The 22,977-nt window shown below is 60.8% G+C and carries 19 protein-coding genes; 4 read left to right on the top strand and 15 right to left on the bottom strand.

Going from position 1 to position 22,977, the window contains the following annotated elements:
* Position 1: 1 nt before the first annotated feature.
* From ACA060_RS25850 to ACA060_RS25810, 9 genes are all read right to left on the bottom strand, one after another.
* Positions 2 to 1,159: a glutathionylspermidine synthase family protein gene (locus tag ACA060_RS25850; protein ID WP_497314020.1), complete on the bottom strand. Its 1,158-nt coding sequence runs from the start codon at positions 1,157 to 1,159 to the stop codon at positions 2 to 4.
* Positions 1,160 to 1,171: 12 nt separating this feature from the next.
* On the bottom strand, positions 1,172 to 1,891 hold the full coding sequence (locus ACA060_RS25845) for a DUF1190 domain-containing protein (RefSeq protein ID WP_109635248.1): 720 nt from the start codon (positions 1,889 to 1,891) through the stop codon (positions 1,172 to 1,174).
* Positions 1,892 to 1,909: 18 nt separating this feature from the next.
* Complete coding sequence (locus tag ACA060_RS25840; protein ID WP_109635246.1) at positions 1,910 to 2,338, bottom strand: DUF350 domain-containing protein; 429 nt, start codon at positions 2,336 to 2,338, stop codon at positions 1,910 to 1,912.
* 15 nt (positions 2,339 to 2,353) lie between these two features.
* Positions 2,354 to 3,031 (bottom strand): DUF2491 family protein, encoded by a 678-nt coding sequence (locus tag ACA060_RS25835; RefSeq protein ID WP_109635244.1) that lies wholly within the window; start codon positions 3,029 to 3,031, stop codon positions 2,354 to 2,356.
* Positions 3,018 to 4,052, bottom strand: coding sequence for an ion channel (locus tag ACA060_RS25830; protein ID WP_109635242.1), 1,035 nt, complete (start codon positions 4,050 to 4,052; stop codon positions 3,018 to 3,020). The genes ACA060_RS25835 and ACA060_RS25830 overlap by 14 nt, the downstream gene beginning before the upstream one ends.
* A 71-nt stretch (positions 4,053 to 4,123) precedes the next feature.
* A complete protein-coding gene (locus ACA060_RS25825) occupies positions 4,124 to 4,687 on the bottom strand; it encodes a rhomboid family intramembrane serine protease (RefSeq protein WP_109635241.1) in 564 nt (187 codons plus the stop codon).
* 155 nt (positions 4,688 to 4,842) lie between these two features.
* Positions 4,843 to 5,541, bottom strand: coding sequence for a PspA/IM30 family protein (locus tag ACA060_RS25820; protein WP_497314019.1), 699 nt, complete (start codon positions 5,539 to 5,541; stop codon positions 4,843 to 4,845).
* Between the two features lie 24 nt (positions 5,542 to 5,565).
* Positions 5,566 to 6,147, bottom strand: a complete 582-nt coding sequence (locus tag ACA060_RS25815) for a YjfI family protein (RefSeq protein WP_010467297.1) — start codon at positions 6,145 to 6,147, stop codon at positions 5,566 to 5,568.
* A gap of 282 nt (positions 6,148 to 6,429) precedes the next feature.
* The gene (locus tag ACA060_RS25810; protein ID WP_497314017.1) at positions 6,430 to 6,984 is read right to left on the bottom strand and encodes a cysteine hydrolase family protein; all 555 of its coding nucleotides are present in this window, start codon (positions 6,982 to 6,984) and stop codon (positions 6,430 to 6,432) included.
* A 104-nt stretch (positions 6,985 to 7,088) separates the two neighbouring features.
* Here ACA060_RS25810 and ACA060_RS25805 point away from each other — a divergent pair, with 104 nt between their 5' ends.
* The 3 genes from ACA060_RS25805 (at position 7,089) to ACA060_RS25795 (ending at position 10,239) form a co-directional block, all read left to right on the top strand.
* Complete coding sequence (locus ACA060_RS25805; RefSeq protein WP_497314015.1) at positions 7,089 to 8,081, top strand: GlxA family transcriptional regulator; 993 nt, start codon at positions 7,089 to 7,091, stop codon at positions 8,079 to 8,081.
* A gap of 300 nt (positions 8,082 to 8,381) precedes the next feature.
* Positions 8,382 to 9,491 (top strand): DUF3182 family protein, encoded by a 1,110-nt coding sequence (locus ACA060_RS25800; protein ID WP_497314013.1) that lies wholly within the window; start codon positions 8,382 to 8,384, stop codon positions 9,489 to 9,491.
* A complete protein-coding gene (locus ACA060_RS25795; protein ID WP_109635233.1) occupies positions 9,481 to 10,239 on the top strand; it encodes an alpha/beta hydrolase family protein in 759 nt (252 codons plus the stop codon). Before ACA060_RS25800 ends, ACA060_RS25795 begins: the two co-directional genes overlap by 11 nt.
* 122 nt (positions 10,240 to 10,361) lie before the next feature.
* Here ACA060_RS25795 and ACA060_RS25790 read toward each other — a convergent pair whose 3' ends face one another.
* The 5 genes from ACA060_RS25790 to ACA060_RS25770 form a co-directional block, all read right to left on the bottom strand.
* Positions 10,362 to 11,372 carry a lysylphosphatidylglycerol synthase domain-containing protein gene (locus ACA060_RS25790; protein ID WP_497314011.1) on the bottom strand — a complete coding sequence of 337 codons (1,011 nt, stop codon included), beginning with the start codon at positions 11,370 to 11,372 and terminating at the stop codon, positions 10,362 to 10,364.
* The gene (gene clsB, locus ACA060_RS25785) at positions 11,359 to 12,654 is read right to left on the bottom strand and encodes a cardiolipin synthase ClsB (protein WP_497314009.1); all 1,296 of its coding nucleotides are present in this window, start codon (positions 12,652 to 12,654) and stop codon (positions 11,359 to 11,361) included. Before clsB ends, ACA060_RS25790 begins: the two co-directional genes overlap by 14 nt.
* A complete protein-coding gene (locus tag ACA060_RS25780; protein ID WP_109635228.1) occupies positions 12,651 to 13,448 on the bottom strand; it encodes an endonuclease/exonuclease/phosphatase family protein in 798 nt (265 codons plus the stop codon). Before ACA060_RS25780 ends, clsB begins: the two co-directional genes overlap by 4 nt.
* Positions 13,445 to 14,371 (bottom strand): DUF72 domain-containing protein, encoded by a 927-nt coding sequence (locus ACA060_RS25775; protein ID WP_109635226.1) that lies wholly within the window; start codon positions 14,369 to 14,371, stop codon positions 13,445 to 13,447. Before ACA060_RS25775 ends, ACA060_RS25780 begins: the two co-directional genes overlap by 4 nt.
* Positions 14,372 to 14,579: 208 nt before the next feature.
* Positions 14,580 to 15,782: an MFS transporter gene (locus ACA060_RS25770; protein WP_109635224.1), complete on the bottom strand. Its 1,203-nt coding sequence runs from the start codon at positions 15,780 to 15,782 to the stop codon at positions 14,580 to 14,582.
* Positions 15,783 to 16,138: 356 nt separating this feature from the next.
* Here ACA060_RS25770 and ACA060_RS25765 point away from each other — a divergent pair, with 356 nt between their 5' ends.
* Complete coding sequence (locus ACA060_RS25765) at positions 16,139 to 18,247, top strand: mechanosensitive ion channel family protein (RefSeq protein ID WP_497314006.1); 2,109 nt, start codon at positions 16,139 to 16,141, stop codon at positions 18,245 to 18,247.
* A gap of 132 nt (positions 18,248 to 18,379) precedes the next feature.
* On the opposite strand, the gene ACA060_RS25760 is transcribed toward ACA060_RS25765, so the two are convergent.
* The gene (locus tag ACA060_RS25760; RefSeq protein WP_497314004.1) at positions 18,380 to 22,696 is read right to left on the bottom strand and encodes a DNA glycosylase AlkZ-like family protein; all 4,317 of its coding nucleotides are present in this window, start codon (positions 22,694 to 22,696) and stop codon (positions 18,380 to 18,382) included.
* Positions 22,697 to 22,977: the final 281 nt, after the last annotated feature.

Below are 22,977 nucleotides of genomic sequence, written 5' to 3'. Positions count from 1 at the left end.
GTCAGTCGAGGATCAGATGCGGCAAGAAGCGACTCGAATCCTTGGTGATCAGGCTGTTGTCCTCTCGCACACCGATCCCCGCCGCCTGATCGCCGATCACCCAGGAGCCAATCAGCGTGTAGCTGTCGCCAAAACGTGGCAGCGGCGCGAATTCCTGAAGGATAAACGGCGCATCGGTGTAGGGGCCGTCCTCTTTCACGATCAGACCGTCAGCGGTTTGCAGCTCGATGTTGGCGCCTTCCCGCGAGAAGAACGGCTTGCGCACCCAGCCCTTCGGCACTGCTTTGTTCGGGTCAGCATCCAGGTGCGCCGCGAGCAGGTTCGGGTGACCTTTGTTGAATTCCCACAACAGCGGCAGGATGCCTTTGTTGGAGATGATGGATTTCCACGCCGGCTCGAAAAACTGCGTATCACTCTGGGCAATCGCGGCACCAAAGGGCTCGTGGAAGATGAACTCCCAGGCGTGCAGCTTGAACAGGTGAGGAATCCAGCGTTCTTCGAGGTCGACGAAACGTCCGTCACTGGTCAGGCCGATGTCTTCGATATCGATGTGGCGTGATTCGATGCCGACCTTTTCCGCCACCAGCCGCAGGTAATCGGTGGTGCCCTTGTCTTCGACCGAGTCTTTCATCGAGGCGAAGTAGAAGGGCTGCTTGAGCTGCAATTGGGCGAAGGCCTGATGCAGTTTGGTGTCGATGCTGTTGAACTGGTCGGCCTGCTTGGGCAGCACACCGCGTTCGATGCATTGCTCCAGCCAGCCCCACTGAAACGCCGCCGCCTCATACAGGCTGGTCGGCGTGTCGTAGTTGAGTTCGAGCAACTTGGCGGGACCGGTGCCGTTGTAGGAGAAGTCCATGCGCCCGTACAGGTGCGGGTGACCTTGGAGCCATGAGGTGCGGACCATGTCGAAGAATGGCGCCGGAATGCTCAGGCGCTCCAGCAGCTCCTCGCTCTGCACCACGCGGGCCACCAGGTCCATGCACATCTCATGGATCTCGGTGGTCGGGTCTTCGAGATCGTTCTCGATCTGCTTGAGCGTGAACTGGTAATACGCGCTCTCGTCCCAGTAAGGTTCGTTGTCGATGGTATGGAACATAAAGCCGAGACTCTCGGCTGTCTGCTTCCAGTCAGGACGTTCTGCGCATTGGATCTTCTTCATGGCCCGGTTTCCTTAACTGCTCGATCCGCCGCCGCCCCAGCCGCTGCGTGCGCTGGCCTTGCTGCCGAAGCCGCCACGGGAGGTGGACGAGGAAACGGAAACCGGCTTGCTGGTAGAAGAACGGACCGAGTCGGCGTAGTTGCTGCTGCCGTACCGCGCCTGATTGGACTTGGTGAACGTCGAGCCCTTGGCAATCCGCTGGCTGAGCGTCGAGTTCGAGTAGCTGCCGCGATCATCGCGATAGCGATACACCGGCTCGGAGTAGTAGCTGTTGCGGTTGCTGCTCAGCATGTTGCCGATCAGCAAGCCGGTCAGCAGGCTGCTGGTGGAGAAGCCCGAGCCACCCGTGTTCGCCGTTTCCGAGGCGGGTAATTGCGCCTTGGCGGCGTCCACCTGGGATTGCGTCACCTGGCCATCGGCGGTCAGTTCGAAACCGCCGAGCTTGGGGATGAACTTGCCGGCGGAATCCTGCTGGCACCAGTCGGCGACAAAGTCGGCATCGCAATCGGCCTGGCTGTCGTACACCGGCGCAATGCGGCGATGCTCGGCCATGGCCGTCATGTAGGCGTCCGAGCAGACGTCCACCGGAAGCTTTTCATCGGCGCACTGCTGAACGGACTGGAAGTTGTACTTCTTTTGCACCGCGTAGGTTTTTTCCGTCGGTCCGCAGCCGGATATCGCCATGGCGACCGACGCTGCCAGCGAAAGCTGAACGTACTTGCTTCGTTTCATCGGGATCTCCGGGCGCAATCAGTTCTGGGAAGGGGTCATGCACGCGGCGTTCAACATGCCGACGCTGATGGCCACGGCTGCGACGTAGATGCCGGCCGCGATTTCACCTTTCTTGATGCGTTCCGAGGTGCCTTTGAGCACCAGGCTGGTGACCAGAAACGCCAGCAGTTGCACGAGGGCCGCGATCACTGCCCAGACAACGAAGTCGAGGATGCTGATCGAGTACGCAATCACGTTGCTCGCCGGAATGGCGAAGCCGATGACGGCGCCGCCCAGGGCAATTGCAGCGGCTACGTTGCCCGAACGGATCAGTTCGAATTCCTTGTGCGGGGTGATGCGGGTGTAGATGAACTGAAACAGCGCGAACAAAACCGCGGCGCCGAGAATGTACGAAACAAACCCGAACACGGCGGCCTTGTTCAGGGAGATGGAGAGTGCTTCTAGCATGGACTTCTTCCTTTTTTAAAACGTATTCAGGTCGGTTGTGTACAGCGAGATGCCTAGCGACGTACTCAAGCTGATGGTGCCTTCGGCGTCTTCCTCAACGGAAAACAGCAGGAACTCCCGGCGATCGGTCAGGCCGGTTTCGCGGGCGTACAGCATCGAACGGTGCTCGATGCCGTAGGACTCCTCCGGATTTTTCAGCTGTTCGCTCAACGCCACCAATTCTGTCTGGCCATTCTCGGTGCCCCATTCGCGGGTGTATTCGACGCCGTTATGGGTGTAGGTCGGCAGCCCGATCAGGCTTTGCGGACCGGCCAATCGGCGCAGCTCCGCTTCACTGCTGATGGTGATGTAACTGAGGTAGTTGAACAGGATCACCGACTCGACCTGCCCGGCAATTTCGCCGGTGGTGTGTACCTGCAGCCAGTAGTCTTCGTCGTTCATGTAATAGCGCGACAGCCAGGTCGACTGCCCGAGATCGACGGTGCCGTTGCTCCAGATCTGCTGGGAACCCGGGATGGTCACCGTGGTGTTGCCGTCGAGCAACAATCTCAGGGAGGTGTCGAACATCACGCCCTTGCCCAATCCGAGGCCCAATGGGCCGGTGGCAGGTGGCGGGGTTTCGTTGGCGGTCCATTTCGACTCTGGCGTCGCGTTCGGGGCCTCAAGCCCCATCAACTGTTTAAACCATCCCATTGGAGATTTCCTTGAGGCGAGTGGAGGCGATGTAGAAGAGTTCGCCGCCCTCAACGCGGGTAGCGCCGGGCGGGTTGATCGACGGTTGTCGGGCGCCCTTGGCGCGATAGCCGATGAGCGTGGCGTTGTGATGTTCTTTCATCCGTGTGTACAGATCGCCAAACGTCGCTTCAAAGGCCTCGGGCAGTTTCATCAGGTATTGGGTGGCGCCTTGACCCACGCACAGCAGTTCATTGATGACCACTGACGAGCCCGGATCCTGAGACGCGCGCACCAACATCTCGATGGCCATGCTTGAAGTGCATTCCAGACTCGGCGCATAAGCGCTGGCGAGTGCGGCGACTTCACTGTCATTGAAGTGGGCGACCACATGCCCGACAGGCTTCAGTTGATTGACCGCCAGCACCGTGGCCAGGGTCAGGTCGTCTGAATGGGTTCGCACCAGAACGCGTTCGGCACCGGGAACGCCAGCGCGTAGTAGCAACGCAACCGAAGACAGGCTTTCACCTTTGATGAAGCTGGCTTTGCCCGGCATCGGGTTTTCTTCAAGGGTGCAATCGCAAATGACGATCAGGTTGTCGTTCGAGGTTTCGTCCTGAAGCAACAATTCAATGACCCGCTCACTGGACGCGCCTTCCCAGCCGATGAGAACCGTATGGCCGACCTTGCCGGTGAAATCGCCTTTGCCCTTCATGCCTTTTCTCCATGCATCAATGACGCTGCTGGTGGTTTTGCCGATGGCTGCCGTCAGCAGCGCAATGCCCCCGAGCATGACCCAGGTGGCCACGAAAATCCGTCCCGCCGCTGTCTGCGGCGCAAGATCGCCATAGCCGACGGTGAGTGTGGTGGTCAGATAGAAGTAAGTAAACGTGGCGGGGGCGGTGAGGTGTTGTTCGCCCAGGAGCACCAGGCCCAGATACGCCGTGATCAGGTGGACGCCCAAGGCAATGACCAGACCTGCCCAGCCGAAACGGTGGAAGAGGGACGAGGCATACATGCGCAATAAAAGGAAAATCGACATTTCGTCCCTGACTCCGTGGGTACTTGTTCCTGGCGACTTCATCGCCTCGGCGTCTCAATGCACAAGTGCGTTCAACCGGCGGCATTAAACCTGCTGCGCGGCGCCGAGAAAAGTACCTTGGCTGCAATAAATCCGGCGAGTGCACCAAACAGGTGACCTTCGAAGGAAACACCCTGGCGAGGCAGGAAGCCAAAAATCAGCCCGCCGTAGAGCAAGGCAACGACGCCGGCCGTTATCAGGTTGCCCCAGCTCCTGTGAAACCAGGCGCGGGACAAGAGGTACGCCCACAGTCCGAATACCCAGCCGCTGGCGCCGATGTGTACGCCGGCAAAGCCGAACAGCCAGACCAGCGCGCCGCCCAGCAGAATAATGATCGCGCTGACCGCAATGAACCGGTTGAGTCCTTCGATGATGACCAGGGTGCCCAGTATCAAAAAGGCAATCAGGTTCGCGCTCAGGTGCGCAAAGGAAGCGTGCAGGAAAGGCGAGGTGATGATGCCGAGCAGACCGTGCACGGTTCTCGGGATCAGGCCGAAGGCCATGAGGCTGTAGCCGGTCGCGACGTTGAACAGTTGCAACGCGACCATGACGAGCGCCAAGCCTGCGATTGTCTTGAAACCCTTCAGGGCATCCATCCTTGACCTCGATTCACTGAAAACTGGAACGCATCCTATTGTGGGAGCGAGCCTGCTCGCGAAGGGGGAGTGTCAGTCGATATCGATGTTGTCTGACAAACCGCAATCGCTAGCAGGCTAGCTCCCACAGGTTATGCGTTCGACCCGAGAGTCGATTACTCAGCCGATTTTTTCTTCAGGCGTTCCAGAATCGCATTGGCGCTGCCTTCGTTCGGCGTGATGCCGGCGTCGCGCAGTTTGCGTTCCAGATCAGTACCGGTCGATGCATCGGCCAGTTGGTCCTGAGCTTCCAGTTCAGCCGCGCGTTGCTGCTGCTTGGCCTGCAGGCGGTTCAATGTACCGACGGCGGTTTCCAGCTTGCCGTTGGCGCCGCCACTGGCGATCGAAGCACTGACCTGGGCTTTCTGTACGCTTTCGCGGGCCTTGGCCATGTCCACTTGCTGGCGCAGGCTCTTGATGCGGTTTTCAGCCTTGGTGATGTCTTTGCGCATGTTTTCAGCGTAACCGCCGAATTCGGTGGCCTGCTTCTGCTCGACGTCCAGCTCGTTGGTCAGGGTCGAAATGGCTTCGGCCACTTCCAGTGCCAGGTCTTCACGGTTGGCCTGGATCGCGGCCAGGGCCTTGGATTCCAGGTCCTTGATCTTGGCGTTGTACTCGCTGACGCGGTCAGCCGACAGTTTGTGCTTGGCCATGATGGTGACCAGTTCACGTTTGGCGTTGGCCAGGGCGCTGTCCGCATCGCGAATTTCCTGGTCGAGGATGCGCAGGGCCTGTTGGTCGACAATCGATTCGCCGACTTCGTTGGCACCGCCGCGCAGCGCGGTGAACAATTTGCTCCAGATGGACTGAGTCATTGGATATTTCCTGATACCGAATAATTAATTGAAGAAACGTTCGAAGGCTTCGCTGGCGCGCTGGACGTTATCGACCAGGGTTTTCACCTCGGTCACGATGTTCGTCAGGCTGGAGTCGGAGCTCAGGGCGCCGAACATGTTGTAGACAATCTGCCCGTTCGGCATGGACTCGATACCGATCGAGGACAGGGGGAACATCTCCCGGCTGCGCAGCACGGCGTCATTGAAGGCCGGCACGTCGTTGATAGACTCGATGTCGACCAGAACGGTATCGACGATGATCTGCTCGCCCACCACCGCGATGTAAATCGGCAAGCCACCGAAATCGTTCATTTCCAGCTTGATGCTGGATTCGGAGCCTTGAACGAGAGAAAGCGTGATGTCGTTCGAAACCACTTCGTCCAGGGCCTGAAGGGCGCTGAAGAGGCGATCAATGTTCCAGTTTGTACCTGCGCTCATGTAATTCTCCGACATGAATGAGCCAGCCAGAATCGGTTGGCGAAGCTGTTTCTCCATCTGCTTGAGCAGGCTTCGGTTTTCGGGAAGCACCCAAGTCTCGTGTTTCACATAACCGGCGGCACCCAGGCCCGCGCGCATCTGCTTCATGTAAAAGCTCGACGGTTTTTTCGCGGACGGTTTCGCGCGCTCTCCCTTGCGGCTTGCTGGATCGGTCTCGGGCCCGGTTGGGGGGCTCGATGGAGAGCTGCTTTTCATGGGGCTGACCTCGATGTGAAAAACTCACGCGTGGGAAACACTACAGGCAATTTTTGCCACTCTCAATAGCTCACGCGTGAGATTTTTTGCATTACTTTTTTCGGCCAGCCAAAAGGGCCCGCAGCGCTCAAGCGCGGCGGACCCTTTTCGGAAGTTGATCAATAAGTTAAGAGATCAGCGGCTGGCCGCCAGGAATTCGTCAGTGGAAATCACGTTCGCATAGGCAAAACCCAGGGCCGACATGAAGGCGGCGTGAACGTGGGCGGCGGGCACTGTGACGCCGTTGAATTCCAGGTCGCGTGAGGCACAGGCGTCGTGGATCACGGTGACGGTGTAGCCGAAATCGGCCGCGGCGCGGGTGATGCCATCGACGCACATGTGGCTCATGCTGCCGACGACCACCAGTTCCTTGATGCCTTGCTCGTCGAGGATCGATTTGAGTTCGGTTTCACGGAACGAGTTGACGAAGTGCTTGAGCACCACCGGCTCGTCGGCACGGTTCAGGACTTTCGGGTGCAGCTTCGCGCCTTCCGAACCCGGGGTGAAGAAAGGGGCTTCGTCAGAGGTGAATTCGTGACGGATGTGCACCACCGAATCACCAGCATCACGAAAGGCTTTGAGCAAACGGACGGCGTTGTCGGCGGCAGCATCGGCACCGACCAGCGGCCACTTGCCTTGGGGGAAGTAGTCGTTTTGGATATCGACTACGATGAGTGCTTGCTTGGCCATGGCTGTTTCCTCGAAATGTGTGTGTTGGGTGTGGAACGAAGTATTGGCTCTGGCAGGCCGTCAGGGGATTGGCCGCACCGACAATAGAAGGGGGAAAACTGACAATGGATGCACAAAGGGCAATCGCCGAACTCGGCGTGCTGATTTATCCCGGCGCGCAGATGGCGGCGGTGCACGGGTTGACCGATCTGTTCGGCGTGGCCAACCGGATTGCCGCCGAACATCAGTCTGCGCAGTTGCCGTTGCTGCGGGTCAGCCATTGGCAGGTTGATGGCGAGCAGGCGCCGGAGCGGGTCTACGACAGTCATCCGGGGCCCGATCGCGCCTTGGTGGCGGTGTTGATTCCGCCGTCGATCGCAGGGTTTTCCGAAGGCCAGGCACCGCAGGCGTTGATCGACTGGATGCGTCAGCAACATGCGCAGGGCGCGACGCTCGGTGGCATCTGCGTGGGCTCGATTCTGTTGGCGGAAAGCGGTTTGCTCGACGGCCGCAGTGCCACCACCCACTGGACCTCGGCCAAAACGTTCGCCGAGCGTTATCCGGCGATCAAGCTCAAGGCCGATACGCCCATTGTCGACGACGGCGACTTGATCACCACCGCCGGGCTGATGGCCTGGTCCGAGCTGGGGCTGCGTTTGGTAGACCGTCTGCTCGGCCCGAGCATCGCCACCGGCACTGCGCGTTTTCTGGTGGTGGAGCACAGCGACAGCGCGAGTGAATGCGGTAGCAATTTTTCACCGATTCTCAGCCACGGCGACGCATCGATTCTCAAGGTTCAGCACTGGCTGCAAAGCACCGGGGCCACCGATGTGTCGTTGACAGCGATGGCCGAGCGGGCGGGGCTGGAAGAACGCACGTTCCTGCGCCGCTTCCGCGCAGCGACCGGGTTGAAACCCACCGAGTATTGCCAGCACCTGCGGGTCGGCAAGGCGCGGGAAATGCTCGAATTCACCAACGGCACCATCGACCACATCGCGTGGACCGTGGGCTATCAGGACCCGGGGGCGTTCCGGGCGACGTTCAAGAAAATTACCGGGCTGGCGCCGAGTGATTACCGGTCACGGTTTGGCGTGACGCCCATTGCCGCAACCCGGTAGTTGTAACACCCCAATCCCCTGTGGGAGCGAGCCTGCTCGCGATAGCGGTGTGTCAGACAAATTAATGTGACTGACACACCGCTATCGCGAGCAGGCTCGCTCCCACAGGGGATCAGTGGAAGGCCGGGATCGTGCAAAATGCCGGAGTCGCCGATGGGCGTCGTGCAGAATCGAGCAGGCGTCGTGCCATTACGATTCCTGCAACCGACTGAATTCAAGGCCATTTCGATCAAGCCGCCCTTGGCTTGATCTCTGCACCCCTTCAACTACATTCATCAAAAGCCGATTGAAGGGGGACGCATGACCCCAACAAACCGCAAGAAACTGGTGGTCGCCCACTCGGTCCGCCCCGAGGCGCCCCAGCACGAAGTCGAAACCAATCGCGCACTCGCCCGTTGGCTGGCGCAAATCCTCGGGCTCAAGTTCGGTGGCAGCTACGATCCCGAACTTCATAACGGCCGCGATCTTTATCTCTTGCCGACCCAGACCCTGGTCGGCGTCGCTGCCGCCCGGGCATTGGGCGTCACGGGGCCGGAGGATATGTGGGGCGGCTACGTCGATCACGATTTCATCTGCACCAAAGCCATCAGTCACGGGTTGCGCAACAAAAATGCGCACGCCCCGGAAGGCTGGTCACCGTTGTTTTCCGAACGCGTACGCAGCGTGGTGCTCGATGGCCTCAGCGTGTTCTCGTTCGACGATGCGCGACCGGCGGCTGAGCATTTGCTCTACACCGGACCGATCCGCATCAAGCCGATTCATGCCTGCGCCGGACGAGGCCAGGAAGTGATCAAAAGCCTCGATCAGTTCGATGCGGTTCTGGCTCGTCCCGATGCCAAGGCGCTGTTCAACGAAGGCGTGGTGCTTGAGCAGGATCTCGACAAAGTGATCACCCACAGCGTCGGCCAGAGCTTTATCGGCGGCAGGGTGCTGAGTTATTGCGGCGATCAATACTTGACCGAAGACGGTCAGGGCGAGCAGGTTTATGGAGGTTCCAATCTGCTGGTGGTGCAGGGTTACTACGAAGACCTGCTGAAACTGGACCTGCCTGACGATGTGCGCCTGGCGATCCAGCAAGCGCAAGTGTTCGACAGTGCCGCAGACGAGGCCTACCCCGGTTTCTATGCCTCGCGCCGCAACTATGACATCGCCCAAGGCCTGGACAGCAATGGCCAACAGCGAAGCGGTGTGCTCGAACAGTCCTGGCGCATGGGCGGTGCCAGCAGTGCCGAAGTGGCGGCGTTGCAGAGCTTCGTCAACGACCCCGGAATGCGCGCGATTAGCGTGTCTTCGGTGGAAACCTACATCGACCAGCCGCTGCCGGCGGACGCCATCGAGGTGTATCGCGGACCGGCGCAAAACAGTGACTTTCTTCTCAAGTACGTAACGGTCAAATCCTATGACGGCTAGAAGCGAAACCATTCAGATCGACATCGACGATGAACAAATGAGCGGGACATTTCTGAGCCCCAAATCGAAAGTCCCCGGCGTGTTGTTTGTGCACGGTTGGGGCGGCAGCCAGGAGCGGGATCTGGAACGGGCCAAAGGCATCGCCGGTCTGGGGTGCGTGTGCCTGACGTTCGACTTGCGCGGGCACACCGGCGGCACCGGTATTCCGCTCACTCGCGTCACCCGTGAAGACAACCTGCGCGATTTGCTGGCGGCGTACGACCGCTTGCTCGCCCATCCGGCGCTCGACACCTCCGCCATTGCGGTGGTCGGCACCAGCTATGGCGGTTATCTGGCCTCGATCCTGACTTCGTTGCGCCCGGTGCGCTGGCTGGCGCTGCGGGTGCCGGCGCTGTATCGCGACGATGAATGGCACACGCCCAAGCGTGAACTGGACAAGGCGGATTTGCGCGATTACCGCAACACGCTGGTACGCGCCGACAGCAATCGCGCCCTGCATGCCTGTTCGCAATTCACCGGGGATGTGCTGCTTGTGGAGTCCGAGACCGACGACTTCGTGCCTCACGCAACGATCATGAGCTACCGCGCCGCGTGCCAACAGACGCATTCGCTGACGCACCGGATCATCGACGGCGCCGATCACGCGTTGAGCGAACCGGTTTCGCAGCAGGCGTATACGTCGATTCTGGTGGACTGGATTACCGAGATGGTGGTTGGCGAGCGGTTGAGCATTATTCAGTCGAAATGAGTGGGGATCTTTCGGACGCCTTCGCGGGCAAGCCCGCTCCCACAGGGTCTCTGGTGAATACACTATCTGTAACACCGCAGAACCTTGTGGGAGCGGGCTTGCCCGCGATGGCGTCCTCGAAATCAACCTGACTCTTTGGGCTTTTTGGCAATCCGCAGCGACTTCGCCTTGGCCTCCACCACCAGATACATCACCAACGTAATCAGCAACGGCAAAATAAAATAGATCGCCCGATACGCCAGCAACCCCGCCACCAGGCTCCCCCGCGAAGCCTCATGCTGCAACAACGCCACAAATACCGCCTCCAACACCCCGAGCCCCGCAGGAATGTGGGTAATCACCCCGGCAATCGCACTGATCAGCAACACCCCGAGCACCAACGGATAATCCAGCTTGCTCGGCAGCAACGTGAAAATCACCGCTGCCATCAGCGACCAGTTCAGTGCCCCGAGGGCCAGTTGCAGCACCGCCATACGCAGCGACGGCAGATTGATTTCCACCCCGCGTATTGACCATTCCCGACGCCTGGAAAACTGACACGCCGCCAGATACCCCGCGCTCACCAACAACAGCAACACGCCAACAGCTTGCAATGCACCGCTACTCAGCTTCCAGCCCGGAGGCATTCTGACCAGTCCGCTGCTGAACACCGCGCCCGCAATCACCATGTAGCCGAACCAATTGGTCGCCAGGCTCAATCCGAGGATTTTCGCGATGTTGCTTTTGCTCACCCCGAGCCGCGAATACAGGCGATAACGCATGGCAATGCCGCCGACCCATGCGCTCAGGTTGAGGTTGAAGGCGTAGCTGATGACCCCCACGGGCAGGATCTGTTTCCAGGTCAGGTCCTGGCGGATGTAGGTGCGGCCGATCAGGTCAAAACAGGCGTATACCAGAAAACTCACCAGCGTCAGGCCGGACGCAATGATCAGTGTGCGCACCTTGAAATTGGCCAGGGTGTGGAACACTTCATCCCATTCGATGCGCTGGGCAAGCATCGTCAACAGCACGATCAGCGCCAGGAAAAACAGCATCGTCAGCGGCTTTTTCCAGCGGCTCCAGCGTGTTTTCTTTTCCGGGGCAGGTGCTGTGCTGTCGTCATGAGGTGCCGAGTGAGCTTCAACGCGGTCCATGGTGGTCGCTCCCGGCTTGATGAGTAAAGGGTTTCAGACGAGGTTTATGCGCTGGCAGCCAACCGGCCCAGGCCGGGAAGTGGCGCAGGAAGTGAAACACCAGAAAGCCGACGGTCATGTGCCAGATCCGTCCGCGCGGTGACTTTTCCACGAACATGGCTTTGCAGTGGTTATTGCTCAGCACCTCAAGCCGTTCGAACAGGTCGTGATTGAAGGCACGGTCGCGGATCAACACATTGGCTTCCAGGTTCATGGACAGGCTCAACGGGTCGAGATTGCTTGAGCCAACGGTGCTCCAGTCCTCATCCACCAGCGCGACTTTGCCGTGCAGCGGGCGTTCGCAATATTCAAAGATCTGCACCCCGGACTTGAGCAGATAGTCGTAGGTCATGCGCGCGGCCAGTTTGGCCACCATCATGTCTGGTTGGCCTTGCAGAATCAGGCGCACGTCCACGCCACGGCGCGCGGCGTTGCGGATTTCACGCAGCAAGCGGTAACCCGGAAAGAAGTAGGCATTGGCGATCACGACGCGGCGCTGGGCACTGCGCAGCACCTGGCGGTAAACCTCTTCGATATCCGTCCGGTGGTCGCCGTTGTCGCGGTACACCAGGCGAACCTGGCCGTCGTGATCGCTGAAGGCCAGTTCCGAGCGCCGCTGCCGGCGGCGTTGCCACCAGTATTTGGCGCGGGCCGGGCGGCCACTTTGCAGCAGCGCGAAATGATGGATGTCAGCCACCGCCGGACCTTGCACTTCAACCGAATAATCCTGCTTGGCCTCGGGGCCGAAGTCGGCCAGATGGTCGGCGGAAAAGTTGATCCCGCCGATGAACGCAATCGTGCCGTCCACCACCACGATCTTGCGGTGCAGGCGGCGGAACCAGTTGGTGCGGATGCCCAGATGCTTGGGCGCCGGATCGAATATTTGCAGGCGCACGCCGGCTTGGCTCAACGCCGCGAGATAGCCGTTGCTCAACTCGCCACAGCCAAACCCGTCGAGGCTGGCGGTGACCCGTACGCCGCGTTGGGCGGCTTCGATCAGCACTTGCTGCAGCTCATTGCCGACCTTGTCCTCGAACACAATGAAGGTTTCCAGGAGGATTTCGGTCTTGGCCTGGCGCATGGCCTCGAACACCCGCGGGAAATAGGCTTCGCCGTTTTCCAGCATTTCCACAAGGTTATTGCCCTGCCAGCCGTATTCGACGTCGACCACACCGGGTTCACGCACCGGCGGGTTAGTCGGCACGTGTTCAACGGTGGCCTTTTCCATCGGGGCGCTGCTCATAGCTCGATCTCCACCGATAGCGGTGCGTGGTCGGAAAGGTGTGACCAGGGCCGCGCCGCCAGCACTTGCGGACGGCTGGCCTTGAGGTTGCGCACATAGATGCGGTCCAGGCGTAGCGCGGGCAATCGCGCCGGAAAACTGCGTGCCGGTTTGCCGTGGTGTTCGGCGAACACTTCGCGCAGGCCGCAGGGCTTGAGCAGCGCATCGGCCCGCAGGCGCCAATCGTTGAAGTCGCCGGCGACGATCACCGGGGCGTCGTCCGGAAGGTCTTCAAGGCGTTGCGCCAGCAACTTGAGTTGTTCCGTTCTATGGGACTCACGCAACCCCAGATGCACGCAAATGGCGTGCAATTCCCGGCCATCGCCCGGCAGGCGCAACACGCAGTGCAGGATGCCGCGGTTCTCGTGGCCGCTGATCGAGACGTCGAAGTTGTCGTTGCGAATGATCTGGAATTTCGACAACAACGCATTGCCGTGATCACCCGCCGGGTACACCGCGTTGCGGCCATAGGCAAACTGCGGCCACAGGGTGTCGGCGAGGAATTCGTACTGCGGCATCGCTGGCCAGTTGCTGTAGCGCTGCGGATGATGCTCGTGGGTGCCGTGGACTTCCTGCAAAAACACCACGTCGGCGGACACGCTGCGCACCGCTTCGCGCAATTCCGGCAGGATGAAGCGCCGGTTGAGCGCAGTGAAACCCTTGTGGGTATTGACCGTCAGCACGGTGAAGCGGCGCACGGCGGTGATGATCGGTTGCTGTTCGTCGGTGGTGCCGACCGGTTCGGAAATGCTCATGGCAATACCCCTTCGGCAACAGGTTCGCCGGGGGCGGTAGCGAGGTCCTTGTCGAGATGGAAGTGCTCAAGCAAGCGCCGAGCATCGAAGGGCGCGCGGACCTTGATGTCGTTGTCGAAATAGCAGAAGACTTCCCGGGACTTGCGCGCTTTCGGTTTCTGCCGAGGTGCGATCAACTGTGGATCGGCGGGTTGCTGGCCGTGGTTCCAGGCGTCGATCCGCTCGCCCCAGCGTTCCAGCGCCTCGGGGGTGTAACCGCTGGCATAGAGTTCTTCGGTGCCGTGCAGGCGCAGGTAGACGAAATCACTGGTGACGTCTTCGCGGTACGGCCATTTTCCGGCGGTGTCGGCGATCACCAAGGCAACGTTGTAGCGTTTGAGCAGGCGCACGAACGCCGGGTCAATAAAGGTCTCGTTCCTGATTTCAACGGCATGGCGCAGCGGCTTTTTCTTGTACGCCTTCATGCTGGCGGGGCCGTGCAGGTGCGAATCGTGCTGGCGGGCGAGGGCGGCCGCCTGCTGGGTGTCGTGGGGCAATTGCTTGAGGAAGCTTTCGAACAGCTCGACGTCAAATTTGAAGTTGGGCGGGAACTGCCAGAGGATCGGACCGAGTTTTTCTTTGAGCTCGAGGATCCCGGAGGCAAAGAAATTCGCCAGCGGTTTATGAATGTCCCGCAGGCGTTTGATATGGGTGATGAACCGCGGGGCTTTGACGCTGAACACGAAGTCCGCCGGGGTTTCTGCGTACCACTGGGCGTAACGTTCAGGCCGTTGCAGGGCGTAAAACGATCCATTGATTTCGATGCTGTTGACCGCCCGTGACGCAAATTGCAATTCGCGCTTCTGGGTCAGCCCCTTCGGGTAGAAACCACCCCGCCAGGGTGTGTAGCGCCAGCCTGAAATACCGATGTGAATCGCCGCCATGTCGCCTCCCGTCTAATGGTCCTCGGTTGCCACTGTCTTTTGATGACCGTGGGATAACCGTGAAAGTTTCGACGGGGCTACGGACGGCAACCTCGATAAACACCGCATAACAAAATGTGGGAGCGGGCTTGCTCGCGAAGAGGGAGTGTCAGTCGACATTAATGCAGCTGACACACCGCTTTCGCGAGCAAGCCCGCTCCCACAGGGTTTAGTGGCTGACGGCGATGCGGGTTGAGCCCTCGGCATAGACCGGGCCGAGGCGATCAAGACGACCACTCCAAGCCGTCAGCGCCAATGCCACCAACACCACCAGCCCGCCAATCCACGCCGTGTGGATCAGGCCCATGTGCGCAACGATCAAGCCACCACCCCACGCGCCGCCGGCGATGCCAAGGTTGAACGCGGCGATGTTCAGCCCCGAGGCCACATCCACAGCCTGCGGGGTGTGATGTTCGGCCTGGCGCACTACGTAAACCTGCAGCCCCGGCACGTTGCCGAACGCCACTGCGCCCCAGACCAGCACGGTGGCCAGCGCCAGCCATGGGTTGCCGGCGGTAAAGGTCAGCACGAACAGTACGGCAGCGAGCAGGGCGAAGATGATTTTCAGGGCGCTGATCGGGCCGCGTTTGTCCGCCAGTTTGCCGCCCCAGATGTTGCCGACGGCCACCGAGATGCCATAGACCAGCAACACCAGGCTGACGGTGCCGGCACTGAAGCCGGAAATGTCCTGAAGAATCGGCGCCAGGAAGGTGAAGGCGATGAACGAGCCGCCGTAACCGACCGCAGTCATGGCGTACACCAGCAGCAGGCGTGGTTGCTTGAGCACCTGCAATTGCTGCAACAGCGAAGCGGGTTTGCTGTGGGCGATGTTTTTCGGCACATAAAGCAGACTGCCAATAAAGGCGATCACACCCAAGGCGGACACGGCGAGGAAGGTTTCACGCCAGCCGAAATGCTGACCGATGAAGGTTCCCAGCGGTACGCCGGTGACCAGCGCCACAGTCAGGCCGGTAAACATGATCGCAATCGCGCTGGCGGCTTTTTCCTTCGGCACCAGGCTGGTGGCGATGGTCGAGCCAATCGAGAAAAACACCCCGTGGGCCAGGCCGGTGACGATTCGCGCAATGATCAGCGACTCGTAGCTGGGGGCTTTCCACGCCAGCAGGTTGCCCAGGGTGAACAGCACCATCAGCGACAACAGCAACAATTTGCGCGGGACTTTGCCGGTGAGGGCGGTCAGCACCGGGGCGCCAATGGCAACACCCAGTGCGTAAAGACTGACCAGCAGGCCGGCGGACGGCAGGCTGACGCCGAGGTCGGCACCGATGGTGGGTAACAGGCCAACGATGACGAACTCGGTCGTCCCGATGGCGAAGGCGCTGAGGGTCAGCGCGAGCAAGGCAATGGGCATGACTGCAACTCCGGTGGGTTTGATTGATGGAGCGCAGTGTCGGGGTTTGGGTTGTGCGGAAAAATAGAGGGGTGGGCATTTGATATTTGCGTGCCGGTCAAATATCGCGCTGGCAAATGAAACCCTGTGACGAGGGAGCTTGCTCCCGCTCGGCTGCGCAGCAGCCGCAAAGCCTTACAGCGCGGTGTACCTGTGGAGCTCGGGTTTGCAGGTTTTTGGGGGCGCTTCGCACCCCAGCGGGAGCAAGCTCCCTCGCCACAGGGGGATGTGCTGGCTGTTATCTCGCGGGCAAAACCGAACTTGCCCGCCATTTCCCGATCAGTTCCTTACAGACCCTTCCCAAGGAGCTTCCCGTTTTGCTCAAGTTCAAGACCGCGATACTACTGGGGGCGTTGCTGTTTCTGGGCAGCAACGAGCTGGAAGCCGCCGCGCTGCCGGGTGTTCCCGCCGCTGCCGAGGAACCTGCTACGCCGGAGCCGTTGGTCCAGGGCGGACTGCTCGGAGCGATCAGTTCCAGCATCGACGACGTTCAGGACAAGCTCGACCTCAACGAAGACCTGGTCGACGCCTGGCGCCTGCGGGCCGATCGGGCGGCGAACGAAGTGGACAAACTGGTCAATCGACCCTCGAGCCGTTCAGGTTGGAGCGTGATTGGCGATTTCCTGATGTTGTCCGGCGTCTGGCTCGGCACCTTTGCCTTGCTCACCGTACTCGGCGGGATCCTCGCCAAGCGTTTAAACCAGGGCCGCTTTCTGCGAACCCGCCAGCGCAGTCAGGATCTGCTCAATTATGTGCTGCCTTACACGCTCCCGGCGCTGATATGCCTGCCCTTGACCCTGTACGTCAGCCATTTCCTGCCCGCCTCGGTAGGCCGGGCGCTGGCGCTGTGTTTCGCCTATGCCACCAGCAGCGGTATTTTCTCGACCTCGATGCTGCTCTGCGTGATTGTCATGTTCAACACCGGCCACAAGCGCACGGCGGTGCAGATCATTCGCGATTTCTGCCCACGACCGCTGTTCCTGATCGGCTTTCTCGCCGCGCTCAGTGATGCGTTGACCAGCCCGCAAATCGCCCGGCAACTGGGCGGCAACATCACCAGCAGCGCTGCAGTGCTGACCGGGTTTTTCGTTTCGATCATTTTCGGATTTTTGGTGATTCGACTAAGGCGCCCGGTCGCGCATCTGATCCGTAACCGGTCACTGGCCCAGCGCCTCAAACAGCCGTCGCTTCAAGAATCCCTGCGGATCTTTTCCGGGCTCTGGTACTGGCCGATCCTGCTGATGGTGATGGTCTCGGCGATCAACCTGCTCGGCGTGGGCGATGACAATCAGAAAGCCCTGCGCTGTGCGTTGTTCACCACCATCCTGCTGATCGCCACGGTGTTCCTCAGCACGATTTTCCAGCACATGTTCAAGTCGCGTCAGGTCGCCGCGATCCAGCACAGCAGCGCCTACAAAGAGCGCTTTCTCAGTCTGCTGCACGCGTTGCTGCGCATCGTCATGGCCGTTGCCTTCATCGAAATCCTCGGCCGGATCTGGGGCGTGTCGCTTTTCGAATTCGCCGAGCAGAACTCGGTAGGGCGGGCGATCAGTGAGTCGTTGAGCAGCATGGGGCTGATCTTTCTGGTGACCTGGTTGCTGTGGGTGGTGCTCGATACGGCAATCCAGGAAGCGCTGAAACCACCGGTCAACAAACGCACGGCGCAACCGAGTACGCGAGTCAAAACCATCCTGCCGCTGTTGCGCAACGCGATCAAAATCATCCTGGTGGTGATCTGCGCGATCACCACCATGGCTAACCTGGGGATCAACGTCGCGCCGTTGCTGGCGGGTGCCGGGGTGGTCGGCCTGGCCATCGGTTTCGGTTCGCAGCAATTGGTGCAGGACGTCATCACCGGGTTGTTCATCATCATCGAAGACACCCTGTCGATTGGCGACTGGGTGGTGCTCGACTCCGGCCACGCCGGCACGGTCGAGGGCCTGACCATCCGCACTTTGCGCCTGCGCGACGGCAAGGGGTTTGTCCATTCGGTGCCGTTCGGGCAGATCAAGGCTGTCACCAACCAATCACGGCAATTTGCCTATGCGTTTTTCTCGGTGCAGTTCACCTATGACACCGATGTCGACAAAGCCATCGAGTTGATTCGCGAAGCGGGGGACTCGATACGTGAGGACGCGTTTCTCAAGTACAACCTGCAAGGGCCGCTGGACGTGTTCGGGGTCGACAAAATGGACCTCAACGGCGTGGTGCTGACGGCGCAGTTCCGCACGGTGTCGGGCGGGCAATATGCGGTGAGCCGGGCGTTTAACCAGCGCTTGAAGAAGCTTGTGGATAACAGCCCGTGGGTGCATTTCGCGCAGACTTATCCACAGCAGGTTTTGATGCCGAAACATGCGATGGCAGATGATGGGCCGCTGGCCGAAAATTCGCCGGTGATGCTGCCGGATCAGCCTCGCACTCAATAGTTTGCGTTGTTACTACTGGCCTCATCGCGGGCAAGCCCGCTCCCACAGGTTTTTCGGTGAATTCAGATCTTATTAACAACAGAGATCATTGTGGGAGCGGGCTTGCCCGCGATGAGGCCCGTCCAGACAACCTCAATGCCGGGTCAGTTTGTTGTGCAATTCAGCAGTCATTTGCTGATCCAGCTCTACCCAATAAACCTGCTTGCCGGCGATTTCGGCGGCAGCCGGAAGACCATCCCGATACACCAACCGATTACTCGCCAACGCCGGCACTTTTGCCCCGGGCAATAACGTCCCGGCAAGGTTCAGCGGATCAACCCCGCACACCGCAATCAGACTTCCGTCATGCGGTCGGCGCCGCACTTCGCGCAGCAATGGAATGGCCTCAGGCAACGCAAACTGCTCCCCGGCCAACCCACTGACAAACCGCCCACCGCGAATTTCCCCTCGCGCCTCCAGCCGATGGAACGTGCGCAGCAGTTCCCGCCAGCTCGGTAACCAATCCGCTTCCCGCTCCAGCAAGCGCCAGAACACCACGCCGTAGCGCCGAAGCAAGGTTATGGCGATGTGTTCCAGGGTGTCGCTCGGCGTCGGCGCCGGGCGTTTGTTATCCACAACCGACGCGGCGGGACCGCGTCGTAGCAAAGCCCAGCGCCCGGCATCGTCCATCCCGCCGACAAACGCCCCGCGCCCGCGTCGGCTGCTGCGATTCTGGCGTTTGCTGGCCGGGGTGATCAGCGCTCGCAGGCCGGCGAAGCTGTCGGCGTTCACCAGCCCGGCGCCGACCAGTTCCTGCAAGGCAATTTCCAGCTCCGCGCGCAGCAGATGCGCCTCGTGAATCAGCTCATCGAAAAACAGCGCGCCGTGCTGACTAAGTGCTTCGTAGACTTTTTGCGTCTTGGGCGACAGTTCGCTGACCGGAGTTTGCTCGGTCAGGCTGCTCCACAACCCGACCTGGCTGCGCGGCAGTAACAGAATTGGCGTGCTGCGCAGCGCCGTGCTGGCGCTCTTGTTGCGTGCGGTCAGGCGCGTCCAGACCAGTTTGCCGCTGCGACACAAATCATCCAGCCAACTCGCCGAATAGCCTTTGATCCTCATCGGCAAGATGTCGCTGTCCCAGGCTGACGCGGCGGCGGGGTAGCCTTCGAACTGCGCGACGATGGCGGACAAGACCGCGCTGCCCTGGCCTTGAGTCGCGGCGGACAGGTGCTGCCAATCAAACAGAAATCGCATGAAATCCTGCAACGATACGGGCTCGATTTCCCGCCGCAGACGCTTGACCGTGTAGCGATGAATCCGCGCCAGCAGATGCCGTTCGCACCATTCATCCTCAGTGGCGCCCGGAGTGAATTGACCGCGCAGCACATAACCTTCGCGCTCCAGTTGCGCCAGCGCTTGGGTGACTTCAATGGCCGGCAATCCCAACGGTTCGGCAATCGCTTTTAACGGCAGTGGACCAAACGCGCTGAGCCGCGCGCGAATCACTTCCAACACCGCTTCATCCGACTCCCAGACTTCATCGAAACCTGGCAGCGCCTCCAGCGGTGGCAGCAACGTCGCCTGTGGATAAATCGCCCGCAGACAGGTCAGGCGTTCCAGCGCCAACCACAGCGATTGCCCGGCATTGAGTTGCAAGCGGCTGGCGCGGCCGCTTTCAGCGAGGGCGTTCAGCCAGTCCAGCCAATGCGCATTGGCCTTCGCCTCGGCATCGGAGATGCATGCCAGGCTCATCAAGGCCTCATGCATTTCATCGACGCTCGTGGGCGTTGGCCAGGCTTCGTCGCGTACCGCTTGAATCGCTTCGGCGTCCAGAGCACCGAGGTCGTCGGTGGACTGCGGATCGGTCCAGCGACGGTTGAGCACCGCTTGGGTGCGGCGTTCTTCCAGCGGTGCATCGTCGAGAAAGGTGTAGGGCCGGGCGCTGAGGATTTCCGCTGCCAGTGGCGAGGGCGCCGGCAAATCACGGCTGATCAGCCGGACATCGCCGCTTTCCATGCGCCGCAACAACGCCAGCCAACCTTCGCTGTCCATGGCTTCGTGCAGGCAATCGTCGAGGGTTTGTTCCACCAGCGGATGCTCGGGCACGTCGCGTTCGCCGGCGAGGTTTTCCACGCAGGCGATCTGATCGGGGAATACGCTGGCGATCAGGTCTTCGCTTTTCATGCGCTGGATCTGCGGCGCGACTTTGCGCCCGCCCGTGTAACGCGGCAACGCCAGGGCAACCCCGGCGTTCCAGCGCCAGCGCACGCCAAACAGCGGCGCATCGAGTATTGCCTGGATCAGCAGGTGCTCGGCGGTGTTGCTGTGCACGTAGCGCCAGACGTCGTCGAGTTCGAAGCTGTGGCTGGTGGACAGCGACAGCACAATCGCGTCTTCGCTGGCGGCGGCCTGCAATTCGAAGTTGAACGTGCGGCAGAACCGCTTGCGCAAGGCCAGCCCCCAGGCGCGGTTGATGCGACTGCCGAACGGCGAGTGGATGATCAGTTGCGTGCCGCCGGACTCGTCGAAAAAACGCTCCATCAGCAAGGTGTCTTGTGACGGCAGCGCGCCCAATGTCAGGCGCGCCCGGGCCAGGTAATCCACCAGCTGTTCGGCGCTGGCGAGGTTCAGGCCGAGGGTGTCGGTCAGCCAGTCGATGGCCGGTTGCAAGTTGCCCGGTGTGGCGCCGAGCAGTTCGTCTAGCTGCGCTTGCAGGCGCGCCACGGCGAACGACAATTCTGCGCTGCGTCCCGGCGCTTCACCGAGCCAGAACGGAATGGTCGGCGGCTGGCCCTGGGCGTCTTCGACCCGGACCTTGCCGGTGTCGACGCGCAGGATTCGATACGACGTATTTCCCAGCTGGAAGATGTCTCCGGCGATACTTTCCACCGCAAAGTCTTCGTTGACGCTGCCGATGTTCAGCCATTGAGGTTCGAGCAGCACGCTGTAATCGGCGTTGTCCGGAATCGTTCCGCCGCTGGTCACGGCCGTCAGTTTGCTGCCCCGACGACCGCGTAACGTACGGGTCACGGCGTCGCGGTGCAGGTAGGCGCTGCGGATCCCCTGACGACCGTTGTAGCCCTCGGCGAGCATGTGCAGCAGCGCCTGGTAATGTTTTTCGTCGAGTTCGGCGTAAGGCGAGGCTTTGCGGAACATCTCCAGCAACGCCTGCTCCTGCCATTCCTGGCAGCTGACTTCGGCGATGATTTGCTGCGCCAACACATCCAGCGGCGCCTTGGGAATCTGCAAGGTGTCGAGTTCGCCGCGACGCACGCAGTCGAGCAGGGCGGCGCATTCGATCAAATCATCGCGGGTGGTGGCGAACAAACGGCCCTTGGGCGTGCCGCCGACTTGGTGCCCGGAGCGGCCGACCCGTTGCAGAAACCCGGCAATCGAGCGCGGCGAGGCGATTTGGCACACCAGGTCGACGTCGCCAATGTCGATCCCCAGTTCCAGCGAGGCTGTGGCGATCAGCACTTGCAGGTCGCCGCGCTTGAGCCGCTGTTCCGCGTCGAGGCGAAATTCCTTGGCCAGGCTGCCGTGGTGCGCGGCGACGGCCTCTTTGCCGAGGCGCTCGCTCAAATGCCGGCTCAGGCGCTCGGCCAGGCGCCGGGTGTTGACGAAAATCAGCGTGGTGCGGTGTTCGCGGGCGAGGGCGGCGAGCCTGTCGTAGACCAGTTCCCAGACATCGTTGGCCATCACGGCGGACAGCGGCACCGGCGGCACTTCGATGTCCAGATCCCGCGGGCGGGCGTGGCCGATGTCAATGATTTCGCATTCGCGATCACGGCCAACAAGGAAGCGCGAGACCGCTTCGATGGGTTTTTGCGTGGCGGACAGGCCAATGCGCATCAGCGGGACCGCGCACAGCGCCTGCAATCGTTCGAGGCTCAGGGCCAAATGGCTGCCGCGTTTGCTGGCGGCGATGGCGTGGATTTCGTCGACGATTACCGTGCGCGTGGTGCCGAGCATCTGCCGGCCGGAGTCGGAACCGAGCAGCACGTAAAGGGATTCCGGGGTGGTCACCAGAATATGCGGCGCTGTTCGGCGCATGGCCGAGCGGTCTTTTTGCGGCGTATCGCCGGTGCGCACGGCGGTGTTGATCTGCAATGGGGGCAGGCCCATGACGCGCAATTGCTCGGTGATGCCGGCCAGCGGGTTTTGCAGGTTGATCTGGATGTCGTTGGACAGGGCTTTGAGCGGTGAAACGTAGACCACCAGGGTTTCGTCGGGCAGCCCGCCTTCATTGTCCAGTCCGCGATGGACCAGGTCGTCGATGACCGCCAGGAAGGCCGTGAGGGTCTTGCCGGACCCGGTGGGCGCGGCGATCAGGGTTGAGCGGTGCTGGCGGATCAACGGCCACGCCCGGGCCTGGGCGGCGGTGACCGTCGGGAAGGTGTTGCTGAACCAGGCGCTGACGGCGGGGTGGAAGCCTGCCAGGGCCGCGTCCGTGGGGATGGGCAGATTCATGGGGTAATTTATGCGGGTGGGGATAGGAAGTTGCAAGTACCACTCAAGACTTGCGCCGATTTTGAGGGCCTCTTCGCGGGCAAGCCTCGCTCCTACAGATGATCGCGCTCCCTTGTAGGAGCGAGGCTTGCCCGCGAAGGGGCCGGAACAGGCACCACAAATCCCCGGGATCTACACTTTACGGATGACGGTTGCGCACTAAACCCGCAAAATGCAACGATTCCGGCAACTATCAACGACATCGCCCGTGGGCGCTGTCGATAAAGCCAATCTTCCAATCA

It is taken from the genome of Pseudomonas sp. LBUM1671 (genome assembly GCF_059695685.1).
The sequence above is the reverse complement of the archived record's forward strand: the minus strand, read 5'-3'. Positions and strand labels throughout refer to the sequence as shown.